General features: G+C 41.2%; 14 protein-coding genes. 4 read left to right on the forward strand and 10 right to left on the reverse strand.

Annotated elements, in window-relative coordinates; translation table 11 throughout:
• The first annotated feature begins 154 nt into the window (after window positions 1–154).
• Window positions 155–409: a hypothetical protein gene (locus tag V7L01_RS07430; RefSeq protein ID WP_335033343.1), complete on the forward strand. Its 255-nt coding sequence runs from the start codon at window positions 155–157 to the stop codon at window positions 407–409.
• 68 nt (window positions 410–477) lie between these two features.
• Here the strand turns inward: V7L01_RS07430 and V7L01_RS07435 are convergent, their stop codons facing one another.
• Genes V7L01_RS07435 through V7L01_RS07445 form a run of 3 tightly spaced genes read right to left on the reverse strand, consistent with a single transcriptional unit; the run spans window position 478 to window position 4,799 of the window.
• Window positions 478–2,469: a transglutaminase-like domain-containing protein gene (locus V7L01_RS07435; protein ID WP_335033345.1), complete on the reverse strand. Its 1,992-nt coding sequence runs from the start codon at window positions 2,467–2,469 to the stop codon at window positions 478–480.
• On the reverse strand, window positions 2,466–3,815 hold the full coding sequence (locus V7L01_RS07440) for a DUF58 domain-containing protein (protein WP_335033347.1): 1,350 nt from the start codon (window positions 3,813–3,815) through the stop codon (window positions 2,466–2,468). The genes V7L01_RS07435 and V7L01_RS07440 overlap by 4 nt, the downstream gene beginning before the upstream one ends.
• 21 nt (window positions 3,816–3,836) lie before the next feature.
• Window positions 3,837–4,799: an AAA family ATPase gene (locus tag V7L01_RS07445; protein WP_335033349.1), complete on the reverse strand. Its 963-nt coding sequence runs from the start codon at window positions 4,797–4,799 to the stop codon at window positions 3,837–3,839.
• A gap of 390 nt (window positions 4,800–5,189) precedes the next feature.
• Here V7L01_RS07445 and V7L01_RS07450 point away from each other — a divergent pair, with 390 nt between their 5' ends.
• Complete coding sequence (locus V7L01_RS07450) at window positions 5,190–5,840, forward strand: HD domain-containing protein (protein WP_335033351.1); 651 nt, start codon at window positions 5,190–5,192, stop codon at window positions 5,838–5,840.
• 112 nt (window positions 5,841–5,952) lie between these two features.
• Here the strand turns inward: V7L01_RS07450 and V7L01_RS07455 are convergent, their stop codons facing one another.
• The 7 genes from V7L01_RS07455 to V7L01_RS07485 all read right to left on the reverse strand — a co-directional run bounded on the left by V7L01_RS07455 (window position 5,953) and on the right by V7L01_RS07485 (window position 11,111).
• Entirely contained in the window at window positions 5,953–6,693 is a 741-nt protein-coding gene (locus V7L01_RS07455) for a HEAT repeat domain-containing protein (protein WP_335033353.1), read from the reverse strand.
• Window positions 6,694–6,863: 170 nt separating this feature from the next.
• Window positions 6,864–7,709 carry a HEAT repeat domain-containing protein gene (locus V7L01_RS07460; RefSeq protein ID WP_335033354.1) on the reverse strand — a complete coding sequence of 282 codons (846 nt, stop codon included), beginning with the start codon at window positions 7,707–7,709 and terminating at the stop codon, window positions 6,864–6,866.
• Entirely contained in the window at window positions 7,709–7,966 is a 258-nt protein-coding gene (locus V7L01_RS07465) for a phycobilisome linker polypeptide (RefSeq protein WP_442936951.1), read from the reverse strand. Before V7L01_RS07465 ends, V7L01_RS07460 begins: the two co-directional genes overlap by 1 nt.
• A gap of 74 nt (window positions 7,967–8,040) precedes the next feature.
• The gene (locus V7L01_RS07470) at window positions 8,041–8,910 is read right to left on the reverse strand and encodes a phycobilisome linker polypeptide (RefSeq protein WP_335033356.1); all 870 of its coding nucleotides are present in this window, start codon (window positions 8,908–8,910) and stop codon (window positions 8,041–8,043) included.
• A 121-nt stretch (window positions 8,911–9,031) separates the two neighbouring features.
• Entirely contained in the window at window positions 9,032–9,844 is an 813-nt protein-coding gene (locus V7L01_RS07475; protein WP_335033358.1) for a phycobilisome linker polypeptide, read from the reverse strand.
• 163 nt (window positions 9,845–10,007) lie between these two features.
• On the reverse strand, window positions 10,008–10,499 hold the full coding sequence (gene cpcA / locus V7L01_RS07480; RefSeq protein ID WP_335033360.1) for a phycocyanin subunit alpha: 492 nt from the start codon (window positions 10,497–10,499) through the stop codon (window positions 10,008–10,010).
• Window positions 10,500–10,589: 90 nt separating this feature from the next.
• Complete coding sequence (locus tag V7L01_RS07485) at window positions 10,590–11,111, reverse strand: phycocyanin subunit beta (protein ID WP_099099077.1); 522 nt, start codon at window positions 11,109–11,111, stop codon at window positions 10,590–10,592.
• Between the two features lie 782 nt (window positions 11,112–11,893).
• On the opposite strand from V7L01_RS07485, the gene V7L01_RS07490 reads away from it, so the two are divergent.
• Together V7L01_RS07490 and V7L01_RS07495 are read left to right on the forward strand one after the other, a co-directional pair.
• Window positions 11,894–12,550: a class I SAM-dependent methyltransferase family protein gene (locus tag V7L01_RS07490; protein WP_335033362.1), complete on the forward strand. Its 657-nt coding sequence runs from the start codon at window positions 11,894–11,896 to the stop codon at window positions 12,548–12,550.
• Window positions 12,551–12,592: 42 nt separating this feature from the next.
• Window positions 12,593–13,207, forward strand: a complete 615-nt coding sequence (locus tag V7L01_RS07495) for an ABC transporter substrate-binding protein (RefSeq protein WP_335033434.1) — start codon at window positions 12,593–12,595, stop codon at window positions 13,205–13,207.
• The last annotated feature ends 59 nt before the right edge of the window (window positions 13,208–13,266 follow it).

Below are 13,266 nucleotides of genomic sequence, written 5' to 3' on the forward strand. Positions count from 1 at the left end.
GGATGTTTGAATGGTTTCTCCGACACACTACCTTTGATTTTGACACTCTTCAAATGTACGGATCTTTTTCAGAAATCAAATACTAGTCCTATATCTAAAATTTATATAACTCATGTGGGGTGGGCATCTTGCCCGCCGTAATTATGCAATTTAAATGTGGAACAGCTTATCAAACCTCAATACGGGTCACATGGTGGTAGTGAAGCAGTTCTGTTTTGCTCAAGTTGGTTCTAATTGGTCAGCTTTTACAGCACATGAGCGAGAGATTCAAGTGCTACAGGGATTCAATCACCCTGGTATTCCTAAATATTTGGGCGCGTTTGGAACACCGGATGGCTTTTGTTTGCAAGAATACAAAAATGCCCCGACATTGGCAGCGAGACGAAGTACGGTATTGATAGCGGGATAGGTTCATGTCCTGTTCTTTCCACTTCGGTTTTACCCCTCGATCGGTATTTGTAATATACCCTCGCTTGATTAGCTTTTATGAAAATCTTTTTGCCAGACAATCAGCCATGCTTGAATCGCAGATTTCAATATAGCTTTTTCGCTATCTTCAATACCTTGGGGATCGTAGCGATCGCGGTAATGTAGTTCAACGATCGATGCCAAGTCTTCAATTAAATCTAAAACAGGTAATTCTTCTTTAAGTCTGTCAATCCACTTTTTTAAAGACTCTGAAGGGTGACGGCTCAATCCTAACTCGTGTAATTTATTTTCAATTAAATAAAATTCGTAATCCTTTTTAATTAGATCGGTTTTATTTACTTGTTTAGTCAATCTCTGTTTTCTAGATAAACGACGTACCCTGTGATGAGAATTCAACTTCCATAACCAAATAAATATAAATGAGGAAATTAGCCACCAGCCATATTGAGATAAATTAGTAACTAAGCCAGAACGTAACCATCCTGAGAGTTTGAAACTAAAAAATGACCATAAATCAGAGATAAATGCCAATTTGGAAACGTTTGCATTCTCAATATTTGTCCAATCAGCAGGTGTTGTGTCAAAGGCTTGCCATCTACTATCTATATATGCCAATGTCCAAGCATGAGCATGGCGACTACGAACTATATATTGGTTCTCTAATGGGCTAAATTCCTGAACTGAATACCCTACAGCATAACGAGATGGTATACCCGCCGCACGTAAAAGCAGTGTGGTTGCAGTGGCAAAATATTCACAGTGTCCAGAGCGAGTTTGCAATAGAAATGTTGATAAAGCCGTTGACTGATTGTTTTTAGCTGTAAGTTTTAAAGAATAACGGAAATTCCGTTGAAAAAAGCTATCCACGCGCTGTAATATTGCTTGAGGTGATTTGCCTTTAATATCCAATTTGCTAATAATTTCATTGATTGCTTGTCTTTCAGGTTTGGCTATTTGCAAGTCGTCTTCTGTCGGAGGACTATCCAAAGAAAGGTTATTATTAAACAGGACTTGATAAGCGATTACATCAACTTTTCCATCTACTTTTACCGTGCCATATTTGTTTATTTCCATTTGGCTGACTGGTAATTCATCAATTTCAAATGTTCCGTCAGCTAGCCTTAGTAGTCCATTACCTTTATTAAGGGTTGCAGAAATGGTGAGTTTTGAGCTATTAGTTGGTTTATTTCCTAAACGCCAAGTTTTACCATTAATGTCAGGCTTTACAGGAATTGAAGTAGGATTTGATGCTATCCAAACAGAAGATTTATATTTATCATAAGCTGCTTCCTTAAGCAATCCAGGAGAAACTTGTGGAGTATCAGATGCTACTCGAAAAATAATTTCATTTGACTGCTTCAAAACTTCAATCTCACCAATACTTGTTCGTTTTGTTGCTGAGTCTATTACTTGCCCAATATTATTAGCATTGCTTAACCATCCAACAACAGTATTTTCTAAGTGCTGTTGAAGTTGATACACTCCCATTTGTCCTATAAACCCAATATTTCCAGCAAGCAGAATTAGACCTACCCATAGAATAGGTGAAAAACGTTGCGATCGTACAAACCAAAGGGCAATGTTTGTAAGTACAAGCATTCCAATATAAAAATAAATATTATTAGTATTAGCGGTTCCCGCACAAAAAATACAGAGAGCAAAATAGAAATAATTTAAATTAATACTAAAGCTGTTTGATTGTTTTTTGACGATCAGAAGTGTGCGAATATCAATACTTTCATTTATAGAGTAAGTTTGAGCAGCCACCAGTGGAAAAAATACCAATGGGAACAATTGCAACAGATTATAGACTAAGTAAATTGAGCGATTAGTAGTTAGAAGATAAACAAGTACAATAATCAGAATTATTAAACACAGATTAGCAATACGTCGGAAATCATCATGAGAAAAATCCCATCGCCAGTTAATCAAATAATATCCGGCTAAAATCACAGCCATTGGTATAGCAAAAATCCACATTTGTGCCTGCCAACCCCAAAAGATTAAAGCAGCACTAAGAAGAAGTACTGGTGCTTTCATATATGCATAAGTTCCTCTTGTATTTTGCCCAATTTTAAAATATGAAAAGTTGTTTGTCGATCGTTTATACAGTTGGGATCGAAGTTCTCTAATTTATCTTCTCGATCTGTAATGATTAATACTAAAGTATGGATACCCATGCTGGTGAGATAATTCACTAATCTTTTTCTATCTTCATCCCAACACAGAAATATACATATACAGCCACTCAACAGAGAGAGTTTTTCAATCACTGTTGGAATAATAGAATCAAAAGCTTTGTCCCGACAGGCAACAACAGATGCTAGAATTTCCAGCATTCTGTCAGTATGGCTCAGTCCTCTACCAAAGGTAAAACAATAAGCTTCATTACCTACAAACATCAAATCTAATAATGAGTCTTGAGTTTGAACTTCACAAGCTAATGAAGCTGCAATTGATACTGCTTCTTCTAAAATTTCACTATAATTCACCTTTTGAAATGTATCTAAAATTAATGCGTGTCGGACAAAAAACTCATCCTGTTCTTCTTTGACAATTGGTTTACCGATTTTTGCCCAGCTTTTCCAGTGAATTTTTCGTAGCGAATCTCCCGAACGATAATCACGCAAAGACCTAAATTCTTCTGAATCCCCCACAGAAGAGGCTAAGGCTACACCACCAGATTGATATCTCTTTGAACCAGGAAGTTGAATTAGTGGCAGCTTATATAGCTTAGGTAAAATCAATAGAGATTGCGGTAAATAAATAGTTTTACAAGCATTAAAAAACCCAAAAGGATCGGGTCTAGCTACTGTCATACCCGTAAGTTGGATAACACCTCTATGAGTAGGTATAAATTCACAAGTAACTTCTGTTTTGCTATTAGCTGCAAGAGGGGGCAAATTTATGGGTTGAGCTTTTCCACACTGTTTGCGAGAAATCAACCAAAGCCAACGATAATATCCTAGAGCTTGATTAAAATAATTACCTTGAGATTTTTCGGTTTCAAATGCTCCTATAAACTCTTGAAAAGTTGGGCGAGGATCGGCAAAATTTTCAAATAGTTTTAGTCCCTTTTGAAGCTTGTTGGTTTTGTTGTTAATTAAAATCCGGTATTTAAGTTTCACATCCACAGTTGCAAGTCTTGGAAGACCTCGGATAGCGCTAAACTGGTAGCGAAAAAACAGACTAAAAACTATAGATATGCTCAAAAGAGATAACAGAAAACTAAATATTTGATAATTCATGCTTTGGTCGCTATCTCCAGTCAAAGCCGCAGCGAATCCTAGCAATAAAACAACTATGCCACTAATAGTAACTCGTCTTGTGAGCTTTCGTTGAATACCATAACTGACATAGAAAAGACGATAGACAAAAAGTTTCATATTTTAAGTTTGATTTTAAAATCAAACTGGAACAGGAACAGATTTAAGAATATCCTCAACAACTCCTGTGGCGGTTCTACCAGCGAAACGTGCTTGAGGTTCCATTATTAAGCGATGAGCAATTACAGATACTGCAAGTTCTTGGATATGTTCTGGTGTGACAAATTCATAGCCATCAAATAAGGCTAATGCTTGAGCAATTTTCATTAAGGCAATCGAAGCTCTTGGGCTAGCTCCTAGTTGCACGCCTTGTGCAAAACGAGTAGCATTTACAATATTTACAAGGTAGTTTTTCAATTTCTCAGAGATGCGGATTTCCTTGACCTGCTGTTTTAAAGTAATTATGTCCTGTAAATCAATGCAAGGTTGAATTGTATCAATAGGGTGTTGTTGAATTTGGTTAGAGAGCAAGTCAACTTCGTCTTCCGGAGAGATATATCCCAGACTAAACTGGAGTGCAAAGCGATCCATTTGGGCTTCTGGAAGGGGGTAAGTACCACGTGATTCCACCGGATTCTGAGTAGCGATGACAAAAAAGGGATCTTGTAGTTTTCGCAGGTTCCCATCAATGGTGACTTGAAACTCTGCCATAGCTTCTAATAGTGCCGATTGAGTACGTGGTGAAGCTCGGTTGATCTCGTCGGCTAAAACAATATGAGCGAAAATAGGGCCCTCGTGGAAATGAAAGGTACCTTCTTTTGGGTCAAGCATGGAAATGCCTAAAATATCTGAAGGCAGAAGATCTGGTGTAAATTGAATGCGCTTGAAGGTTACATCTACAGAGTATGCTAGGGCTTTTGCTAAGGTGGTTTTACCAGTTCCGGGATAATCTTCTAGCAACACATGTCCGCCACTAGCAAAGGCTGATAGCAATTTCCTGATTGCTGCTGATTGCCCTTTGATTACCTTTTGAATATTGTTAAAAACTTTTTGATAAATTTCTTTGCTGTGAAAGTGATGAATTTTTGAGTAGGAATTCTCCATTTTTGTTCATTATCAGAATGTTCTGAACATAATGTACCCATTTGCTACTGTCACATCTACAAAGGAAACTAGCCCTGTCGTCAAATTTCAAGAGAGCCTGCCACAGATATTTTGGCAGGAGAAGATGACGAGACTCGTTGTCTTTACCCATAGCAGTAATTTGTCCACCTCAGTCCTACCAACTCCGACACCCGCAAAGCAGCCATATATCAATACTCAGGACAATTTTTAGTTGGGGGAATCGACAAGAAAGTTATCGAAGGGGAGGAAAATCTTTCCCCTCTTTCTCCTGGCAAAGTAAGAAGATGAGGTTATATATGAAGTCTTATACTGCTGTTTTAACAGGATGTACTTGTTTTTTCCAATACTAAGAATGGGTATACTGCCTCTATGCCTACAGAAAACTTTATGGATATTTTATTTTCTAACTGGCAACATACACTCCAACCCTTTGGCGTTGACCAGATAGCGGCTGAGAAAGCCTTTAATGACTTGGTTGCAGCTTACTCTACCCCTAGTCGCTACTACCATACACTGAAACACATCGATCGCGTCCTCAGCACTATTGAGGTTTTGCAAGGCTACACCAAGAACCTAGCTGCTGTTAAACTTGCTGCTTGGTTTCACGATGTAGTCTATGACACTAAAGCTCAAGATAACGAGGAAAAAAGCGCAGACTATGCTTTTGAGTTGCTGAGTAATTTGGGTATTCCAGAAACTATCATAATTACTGTCACCCGCCTGATTCTGAACACTAAAGACCACCAAGCTGCGGTGGATGACTATGATAGCCAAGTATTTCTTGATGCAGATTTAGCGATTTTGGCTACTAACCAAGTGCAATATGGAGAATACGCCTATGCCATTCGCCAGGAATACGGCTGGGTGGCAGAAGCAGAGTATATCACAGGCCGTCAGCAGGTTTTAGAACGATTTTTACAGCGATCGCATATCTACTTTACGCCTTTAATGTCAGAATTTGCCGAACCATCTGCCCGTGGCAATATCCAGGGAGAAATTCAGTTTTTATTGTCTGGTTAGTTTTACAGCGATTCTTATTTTGATGCAACACGCACTAGGGGCGCACAACTATGCACCCCTACGACAAACTTGTATTCTATGCAATTGGAATCGGCTAGAAATTTGGAATTGCTTACCGTCTGCCACCACCACGGTGAGGCACTTCTTCAGTGTCTTGTAGCTTTCTTTTAGGTGCAAACACTTCTTGATGCTGTTGCTGCTGAATTTTTTCTTGGGCAAACTTGACACGGGTGCGAACTCCCAGATCGACATCTGTATCGAGCATTTGCTGAAGTTGATTTGTAATCCGCGACGCTCGATCGGGTAAAGTAACTGCGTTGTTTACCGCCGCAGGCATTGCAATGGCTAGTGTTTCTAAACTCGTCACTACTGCATAGCGTACTATCCACTCTGGATCTTGAGAAATTACTAATAGTGTCTCTAATACCTGAGTCTGAATAGATTCTAGTTTCTCAGGCGGTACTTGATGCCAGCGCAAAGTGCCTAATCCCCTAGCAGCAGCTCGTCGCACACTTAAGGAAAAATCAGTTTTTGCTGCCTCTAACAAGGTATCCAGCGCCCGGACATCGCCAATTCCCGCTAAGGCACGAATAGCCCAAGCTCTAGCACTGTAGTTGTAGTCATCAATTAGTTCCAATAGTGACGGTACTGCGGCTTCTCCGATCGCAATCAGCCCATCTACTGCCGCCACTGCCGCCCCTGGATTGTTGTAGCCCAAAGCAGCAATCAGAGTAGGAACGGATTCCTCTATACCAGCTGCTGCTAACTCTTGAACTGCGTCTAATAAGCGATCCGAGGAATCTGCTTCTTCCACAGCACGGATCAATATTTGGGCAAGGTCACTGTTATTCATAATAATTTTTCATGAGTCATTCGCGGTCAGCTAATTGTAGCTTAAGTTATCCGTATTTGACATCATACATAAACCCCCTAGCCCTAATTTTTCGGTTGGGTTGGGGGTTTGCCTGTAGGAAACATTTTATTTCAACGTATTAATAAGAACTCATTACTTAGAACTTAGAACTATAATAGCGAGTCCATCAAATTCATCACTTTAATTGCACCTGCTGATAAAGTGTTCGTTGCTGTGTGGTTAACTTGATATTCTAGTAATCCTTTAAGAGAAATTAGCTTCAGGCTATTTTCGGCAAGAGTCTCGGCGATCGCATCTGCTGCGGGTAGATATCCAATCGCTCCCAAATCTGCTAAAACTGCTCGACGCAATTGCAATTTATCTCCCGCCAAAGCTTTTACTAACCGTTCTCCATAAACTGGTTCTTGGGTTAATTGATACATGGCTCGTGCGGCAGCATATTGCACCAATTCGATTGGATGCTCTAAGAATGGTTTTACCAAAGGGGTAAACTCAGTCGCCCTCAAGGCTCCCAAGGCTTCTAATATGGCCTCGTAGGGTTGAGATAAATCAGGCTGCTTTGATACGAGCTGCTCTCCCTGCAAGCCTACTTTTAATAGCTTAATCAGGGCAGGAATACAAACCGGATCGCCCAACATTTCTAAAGATTGCGCCGCTGCTTCCCGTACATAAAAATCTGAGCAGTCTAAACACCCAATTAAAGGTGATACTGCCTGGCGATCGCCAAGTTTCCCTAAGGCTCTAGCTGCGTTCCGTCGCAGAGGATATCCGCCTTCTGGTGTCCTATCGGCTTCATCCTCTAACGCTTCGATCAATCCTGTAACCGCAGCTGCTTCACCTATGCGAAACCTGCCTAACCACCAGGCAGCATAAAACCGCAGACCTAAATCTGTACTTTCAAGATTAGCGATCGCTTGCTCTACTGTTAAAGATTCACCGTCGGCATTGTCACCTGTCGGTGATAAATCTTCAATTTTCTGCGGACTGGAATTCATTATGAAGAAGGAGGATCGCTTTGTTCGCTATTTGTTTGAGTTTCAGCGTTCAATGGTTGAATGCTGACTATTTTGCCACCCAAGCGAGTAATCCGCTGCATTTCTTGATTCATCCGGTTCTCAGGTACTGTGAAAAACACAGTGGCACTAGAACGAATGGGATAATTAGTTTTTTCGGTTTCTTCGCTTTGGCGCAGACCCACTACTTCATACCGGAAGTAACGACTACTACTTCTACTACCAATTTGTCCAACCATAAATCACTTCCAAATTTTAAATTTCAAGTTTTCAATAGTCATTATTAATGACTATTGACTATTGACAAATGATCCTAAAGTGGTTTCACACTAGCTATTTTACCACCTTGTTTTACCACTCTCTGGAAGTAACTGGATAGTTCTTCATAGGGTACGATCACCGCTTGATTGACACGGCGTGTGCTAGGATACCCAGCTCCAAAAACGCCTGCCACTTCAATCCGGTAAAGTCTGCCTTCTTTACCAAAAGTTCCCGCACCACCAAAAGTACTATTGGGGGTAACGCCTTTTTCAGAAGCAACGTATGAAAAGCCTGAACCGCTACCAGAGGGAGGAACAACGACGGATGCACTATTACGACCTAGTTCGCTAGCAAGGCGCGAGGACTTGCCTTTGAGTTGGGAGGTATCGCTACTGGCATAGCCGCGATAAAGTTGGAATATCCGGCTGAATCCCACAGTTTTCTGTCCTGTTTGGGTTTGAAAGCCGCGATAGTAAGGCACAATATTTTCACCAAAGTTAGATTGATACTCTGGCGAATCAATATAAGAATCAATGTCGGCCTCGTATCCCTTGGTTTGATACAAGTCTAAGTGATAGACGACATCAGACTCATCATAGGGGGCACGACCCAACAAATGTTTATAGTTCAGTTCGATGACGCGAGTTTGGAAATTGTCGTAGAAGAACTTGGATTTGTACAGTTCTGATTTAGCTACTTGACGCACAAACTCTTGCACTGTATTTTTTCCATCGCGCAGGATAGATTCAGCACTTGTAAGGCGGTCAGATGCCAATATGTAGTTGTTGCCCAATACCTGACGATAGACGGCAGCAATTACTCTTTCTATGTCTTCTTTGGTTGCATTAGGACGCAATTCCACAGGAGACTGATCGCTAAAAGGTTCCGTTCCCAGACGGGAAGCTGCTGTTGTAATAGCCATTGGTAATTTTCCTTTTGTAATTGGTAATTGGGGACTAAGAATTAGGGATTGGGGATTAGGTCTTGGGAAAATTCCCCAATCCCCAGCCCCCAGCCCCCAATCCCTAGCCCCCAGTCCCTATTTATACGGCTGTAATGCTAATAACCTTACTGCCCTTGCGATTCAACTGCTGCAATTTACTAGAAAGTTGCTCGTAGGGTACGATCAATTCCGCAGTACCCCGCCGCACTACAGTTGAGTTGGGGGAAGCTGCTTGTAACACTCTGATGCGGTATGTATCCCCGCGACCACCTGTAGAGAGGCCTGTTAAGGCTCCGGCGGAGACTGGGTAAATGGGTGAAGCTAGATTCTTAGCTACTTCCCAGGTTAGCCGTCCTTGTTTTTGTCCTTGAGCGCGATCGCTATTGGCATAACCCCGATACAGTTGGAACAGTCGGCTAAATCCAACATTTTTTTGTCCTACTTGACTTTGAAAGCCTCGATAGTAGGGGACAATATTTTCGCCAAAACTCTCTTGATATTCTAATGAGTCAATGTAAGAATTAATCTCAGCTTCATAACCTTGTGAGTTGTAAAGCTCAACATGGTAAGAAATCTCTGACTCATCTTCTGGGGCACGCCCCAATAAATGCTTATAATTCAACTCGATAAACCGAGTTTGTGAGTTAGAGTGGAAAAACTTATCTCGATAGAGTTCCGATTGAGCAATGGCTAGTACAAATCCCCGCACGGAGATGGCACCTTGTTGCAACTGTGATTCTGCACTCTCTAGACGTTCTCCTTCTAGTAGATATGCATTACCCAAAACCTGACGGTAAGCCGCCCGGATAACCACTGCCACATCCGCTTCTGTTCTATCGGGACGTAGTTCTACCAGTGCTGAGTTTTCAAATGCTCCAATTCCCAATCTTGCTGCTTGTCCCAAAGCCGCCATCTTTAACCTCCTCAGTTTTAACTGCAAAACTGAAAATTTTTTAGAAAAATTTTTTTCTAGTTTTTTAACAGTCTTTTGAAAATAAAACTGCCCGGAGAGGTAAACAACTCATAGAACTCACTTGTCATAAGAGCTGATTTCCTCTCCGGGCTAAAGAAACACTCTAGCTTAGAGTATTGATTACGTAGTCGATGTAAGAATTGGCTTCAACACCTGGATCGCCGCTGAGACCGTGGTTAGCTTTGATGTACTTGAGAGCTTCAATGTACCAGCTAGGAGACAGATCGAATGTCCGGTTGATTTCAGCCAATCCAGAAATCAAGAAGTCATCCAAGGGGCCTGTGCCACCAACAACTAAAGCGTATGTGATAATCCGCAAGTAGTAGCCGACATCACGTACACACTTGCCTTTGCCGCGTGCATCAGCCGCGAAGTTAGGGCCTTGTTGTTGAGTGGTGTAAGGGTACTTGTTATACACTGCTTGAGCAGCACCTTCGGTCAAGCGTTGAGCATTAGCGCTCAATGCTTTTGCTGCTTGTAAGCTAGCTGGTGCTTGACGGAAGCGACCAAAAGCAACTTGAATTTCGGTGCTGCTGAGGTAGCGTCCTTGAGAATCAGCCGATGCAATTGCTTCAGTGAGAGGTGTTTTTGTCATTTTTGGTATTTCCCTTTTACAAACTTTTGGTTGAAATTTTGTTTTGTCCTAATGGACAATTATCTCAGTCAATAGCAAGCAATATCTGCCTTAAGCTACTGCAGCAGCTGCACGATCGAAATAGCTAGCTATTTCAGATGACAGAGCACTGCAATCGCCTCTGGTGATGTTGTTTGTATCGTTGACAATAGCCAGGGAAGCTTGTTTCAGCTTTTGAATACCAACAGCAACTGAAGCTCCTGGGGTTCCCAATGCCAAGTAGGTTTCGCGCAATCCATTGAGGGCGCGGTCATCTAGCACGCTGGAATCACCAGCAAAGATAGCGTATGTGATATAGCGAAGAATGATGTCCAAGTCTCTGATACAAGCAGCTGCACGACGGCTGGTGTAAGCATTACCACCGGGAGTGATCAATTGGGGTTGTTCTGCCCACAGATCGCGAGCCGCAGCAGCAACAAGAGCTGACGCATTGCTGGTAATACGGTTAACAGCATCTGCACGCTTGTTACCATCTTTGACCAGTTCGCTCAATGCATCCAATTGTGCATCAGAGAGATATTCTCCACGGGTATCAGCTTGGGAAACCACTTTTGCAAATGCATCTAAAACCATTGCGTTAAATCTCCTAATTTGCTTGGTTAAGAATAATTGGACTCAAAACTGAATGGTTCAGTTGATTTTTGATGTCAGCACTGCCTGACGAGTTACGAAAGGTTTAAAACAGACATCCAAGAAATAAGTTTACGATCTCCAGGCTTTCAGATTAAAACTTTTGTTAAAAAACTTCAAACTTCTGTGAATGACTGGAAAACCTGATTAAGATGTTGTTTTTTACTCTCAAGTTCTCTTTATACAATGCTGCCGCATCATTATTTATTACAAATTATTGTTATGTTTGTTAATTTCATTTACATAACTTTACACTTACGCCTTGAGTTTATGAGAGGTTAGTACAAAACCGTGGAAATAACTATCCAGGCGAAAAAGGCTAACAAGCCGATGAAATAAAAAAGTATTGCTTCTGCTTTCTAACACTAAGTATCTCCGCTAGTACGGGAGTATACGAGCGAGCAAAAGCTAATCGACACATACTGAATTTTTACATTGCATAAAGATTGGGATGATTTTTTCTGGGAAATCTTTTCAAGAATGCGTAGGCATAACCCGCCGCAGGCATCGCACCCTTAATTCGTGTAGCAATGGCTACTCTCTAGCTTCTGCTAAGGGCACGGTGCCATATTTTGTAACTGCGACTTGATTTTGGATGAATTTCCATGATAGTCTGCGTTCAATCATTAAATACGGTTATTCGATAAAATTACCGTAGTTTAAAATTGCACAGTATGTTTGTCAGTTTGCAAACCCATAGTTAATGGAAACGGAAATCACCTCTTATGGTAAAAGACTGGTTTGAATGGCACGACCTCTACAAAAACGAACCGAAATTACAACAACGCCTGCAAATTGTGCAGGAATATATTTCCTATAGTCTAAATTTGTCCCAACCAGGATTAATCCGTGTAGTTAGCGTTTGCGCGGGCGATGGACGAGATTTGCTAGGAACGCTATCAAATCACCCACGGGCAAAAGATGTTTATGCCCGACTTGTAGAGCTAAATCCCCAACTAGTTGAACGCGGACAAGAAACAATAGAATCGTTGGGTTTGACAAAACAAATTGAGTTTATCAATGATGATGCAACTATTTCTTCTAACTATGTAGGAGCAGTACCAGCAGACATTGTGATTGTATGCGGTGTATTTGGCAATCTCGCAGACGAACCTGAACTCAATCGCTTGTTGGCAAACCTGAGTTTTCTGAGCAAACAAGGTGCTTTTGTGATTTGGACTCGCGGACACTCTAACGGTATTTCCCACTCTGAGACTGTTCGTAAATTTTTCCGTGAATATGGATTTGAAGAAGTGAACTTCAAACTCACTGCAACAGGAGATATGGGAGTAGGTATTCATCGTTATCTTGGTGAAAGTTTGGCTGCACCTAAAGAGCAACAGTTGTTCGCGTTTACCGGTGTTCCAAATAAAGCCAAGTAAATAATGCCTCTAAAATTTTTGTGACAAAAACCTTATTCTCCTATTAAGACTGTCAACGATTTAAAAGGACAAAAAATAGTCTTTCAAAAAGCTTCTGCGTCTCATTATTTCGTCTTCAGAACTTTGGAAGATGCAGGTTTAAAACCTAGCGATATTAAAATTTTGAGTATACCCACCGTGGAAGCTAGTAGTGCTTTTTTAGAAGGAAGAATTCCCGTTTGGGTGGCTGGCGATCCTTATTTGGCTCTAGCTGAAAAAGCAGGCAAGATTCGAGCGATCAAAACTGCCCAAGGGCTTGATACACCTGGTGGATACTATATTGGTACCAGGCAGTTTGCAATTGACAATCCTGGAGTACTACGGATAGTAATTGAGGAGATCGATAAAATCCAACGCTGGGCTGAGGCGCATCCCCAAGAAACAGCAAAGCTAATCGCACCATACCAAAAACTACCTCCTGACATTATGCAAAGGGTAGTTAGCCGTCGCACCTATGGATTGAGAGCGATTTCCCCAGAGTTAATTAAAGACCAACAACGAGTTGCAGATTATTTCTATAAGTATGGTGTACTTCCTAAAAAAATCAATATTCAGGAAGCTGTTCTGACACCTGAACAGTATGCCGCAATTACTCCAGAATCAATTAGTCAAAAGTAGCTTTCAAGGATTAAAGCGTGCGATGCCTGCGGCGGGCTACGCCTACGCACGCTCTAATT

The sequence above is a fragment of the Nostoc sp. genome, from assembly GCF_036917095.1.
GTDB lineage: Bacteria > Cyanobacteriota > Cyanobacteriia > Cyanobacteriales > Nostocaceae > Nostoc.

What these genes read in the sequence shown, in the direction of transcription:
- cpcA (WP_335033360.1), bottom strand. Translation starts at nt 10,499, where the DNA reads ATGACAAAAACACCTCTCACTGAAGCAATTGCATCGGCTGATTCTCAA.
- V7L01_RS07430 (WP_335033343.1), top strand. Translation starts at nt 155, where the DNA reads ATGTGGAACAGCTTATCAAACCTCAATACGGGTCACATGGTGGTAGTG.
- V7L01_RS07445 (WP_335033349.1), bottom strand. Translation starts at nt 4,799, where the DNA reads ATGGAGAATTCCTACTCAAAAATTCATCACTTTCACAGCAAAGAAATT.
- V7L01_RS07450 (WP_335033351.1), top strand. Translation starts at nt 5,190, where the DNA reads ATGCCTACAGAAAACTTTATGGATATTTTATTTTCTAACTGGCAACAT.
- V7L01_RS07470 (WP_335033356.1), bottom strand. Translation starts at nt 8,910, where the DNA reads ATGGCTATTACAACAGCAGCTTCCCGTCTGGGAACGGAACCTTTTAGC.
- V7L01_RS07475 (WP_335033358.1), bottom strand. Translation starts at nt 9,844, where the DNA reads ATGGCGGCTTTGGGACAAGCAGCAAGATTGGGAATTGGAGCATTTGAA.
- V7L01_RS07460 (WP_335033354.1), bottom strand. Translation starts at nt 7,709, where the DNA reads ATGAATTCCAGTCCGCAGAAAATTGAAGATTTATCACCGACAGGTGAC.
- V7L01_RS07485 (WP_099099077.1), bottom strand. Translation starts at nt 11,111, where the DNA reads ATGGTTTTAGATGCATTTGCAAAAGTGGTTTCCCAAGCTGATACCCGT.
- V7L01_RS07455 (WP_335033353.1), bottom strand. Translation starts at nt 6,693, where the DNA reads ATGAATAACAGTGACCTTGCCCAAATATTGATCCGTGCTGTGGAAGAA.
- V7L01_RS07490 (WP_335033362.1), top strand. Translation starts at nt 11,894, where the DNA reads ATGGTAAAAGACTGGTTTGAATGGCACGACCTCTACAAAAACGAACCG.
- V7L01_RS07440 (WP_335033347.1), bottom strand. Translation starts at nt 3,815, where the DNA reads ATGAAACTTTTTGTCTATCGTCTTTTCTATGTCAGTTATGGTATTCAA.
- V7L01_RS07465 (WP_442936951.1), bottom strand. Translation starts at nt 7,966, where the DNA reads ATGGTTGGACAAATTGGTAGTAGAAGTAGTAGTCGTTACTTCCGGTAT.
- V7L01_RS07435 (WP_335033345.1), bottom strand. Translation starts at nt 2,469, where the DNA reads ATGAAAGCACCAGTACTTCTTCTTAGTGCTGCTTTAATCTTTTGGGGT.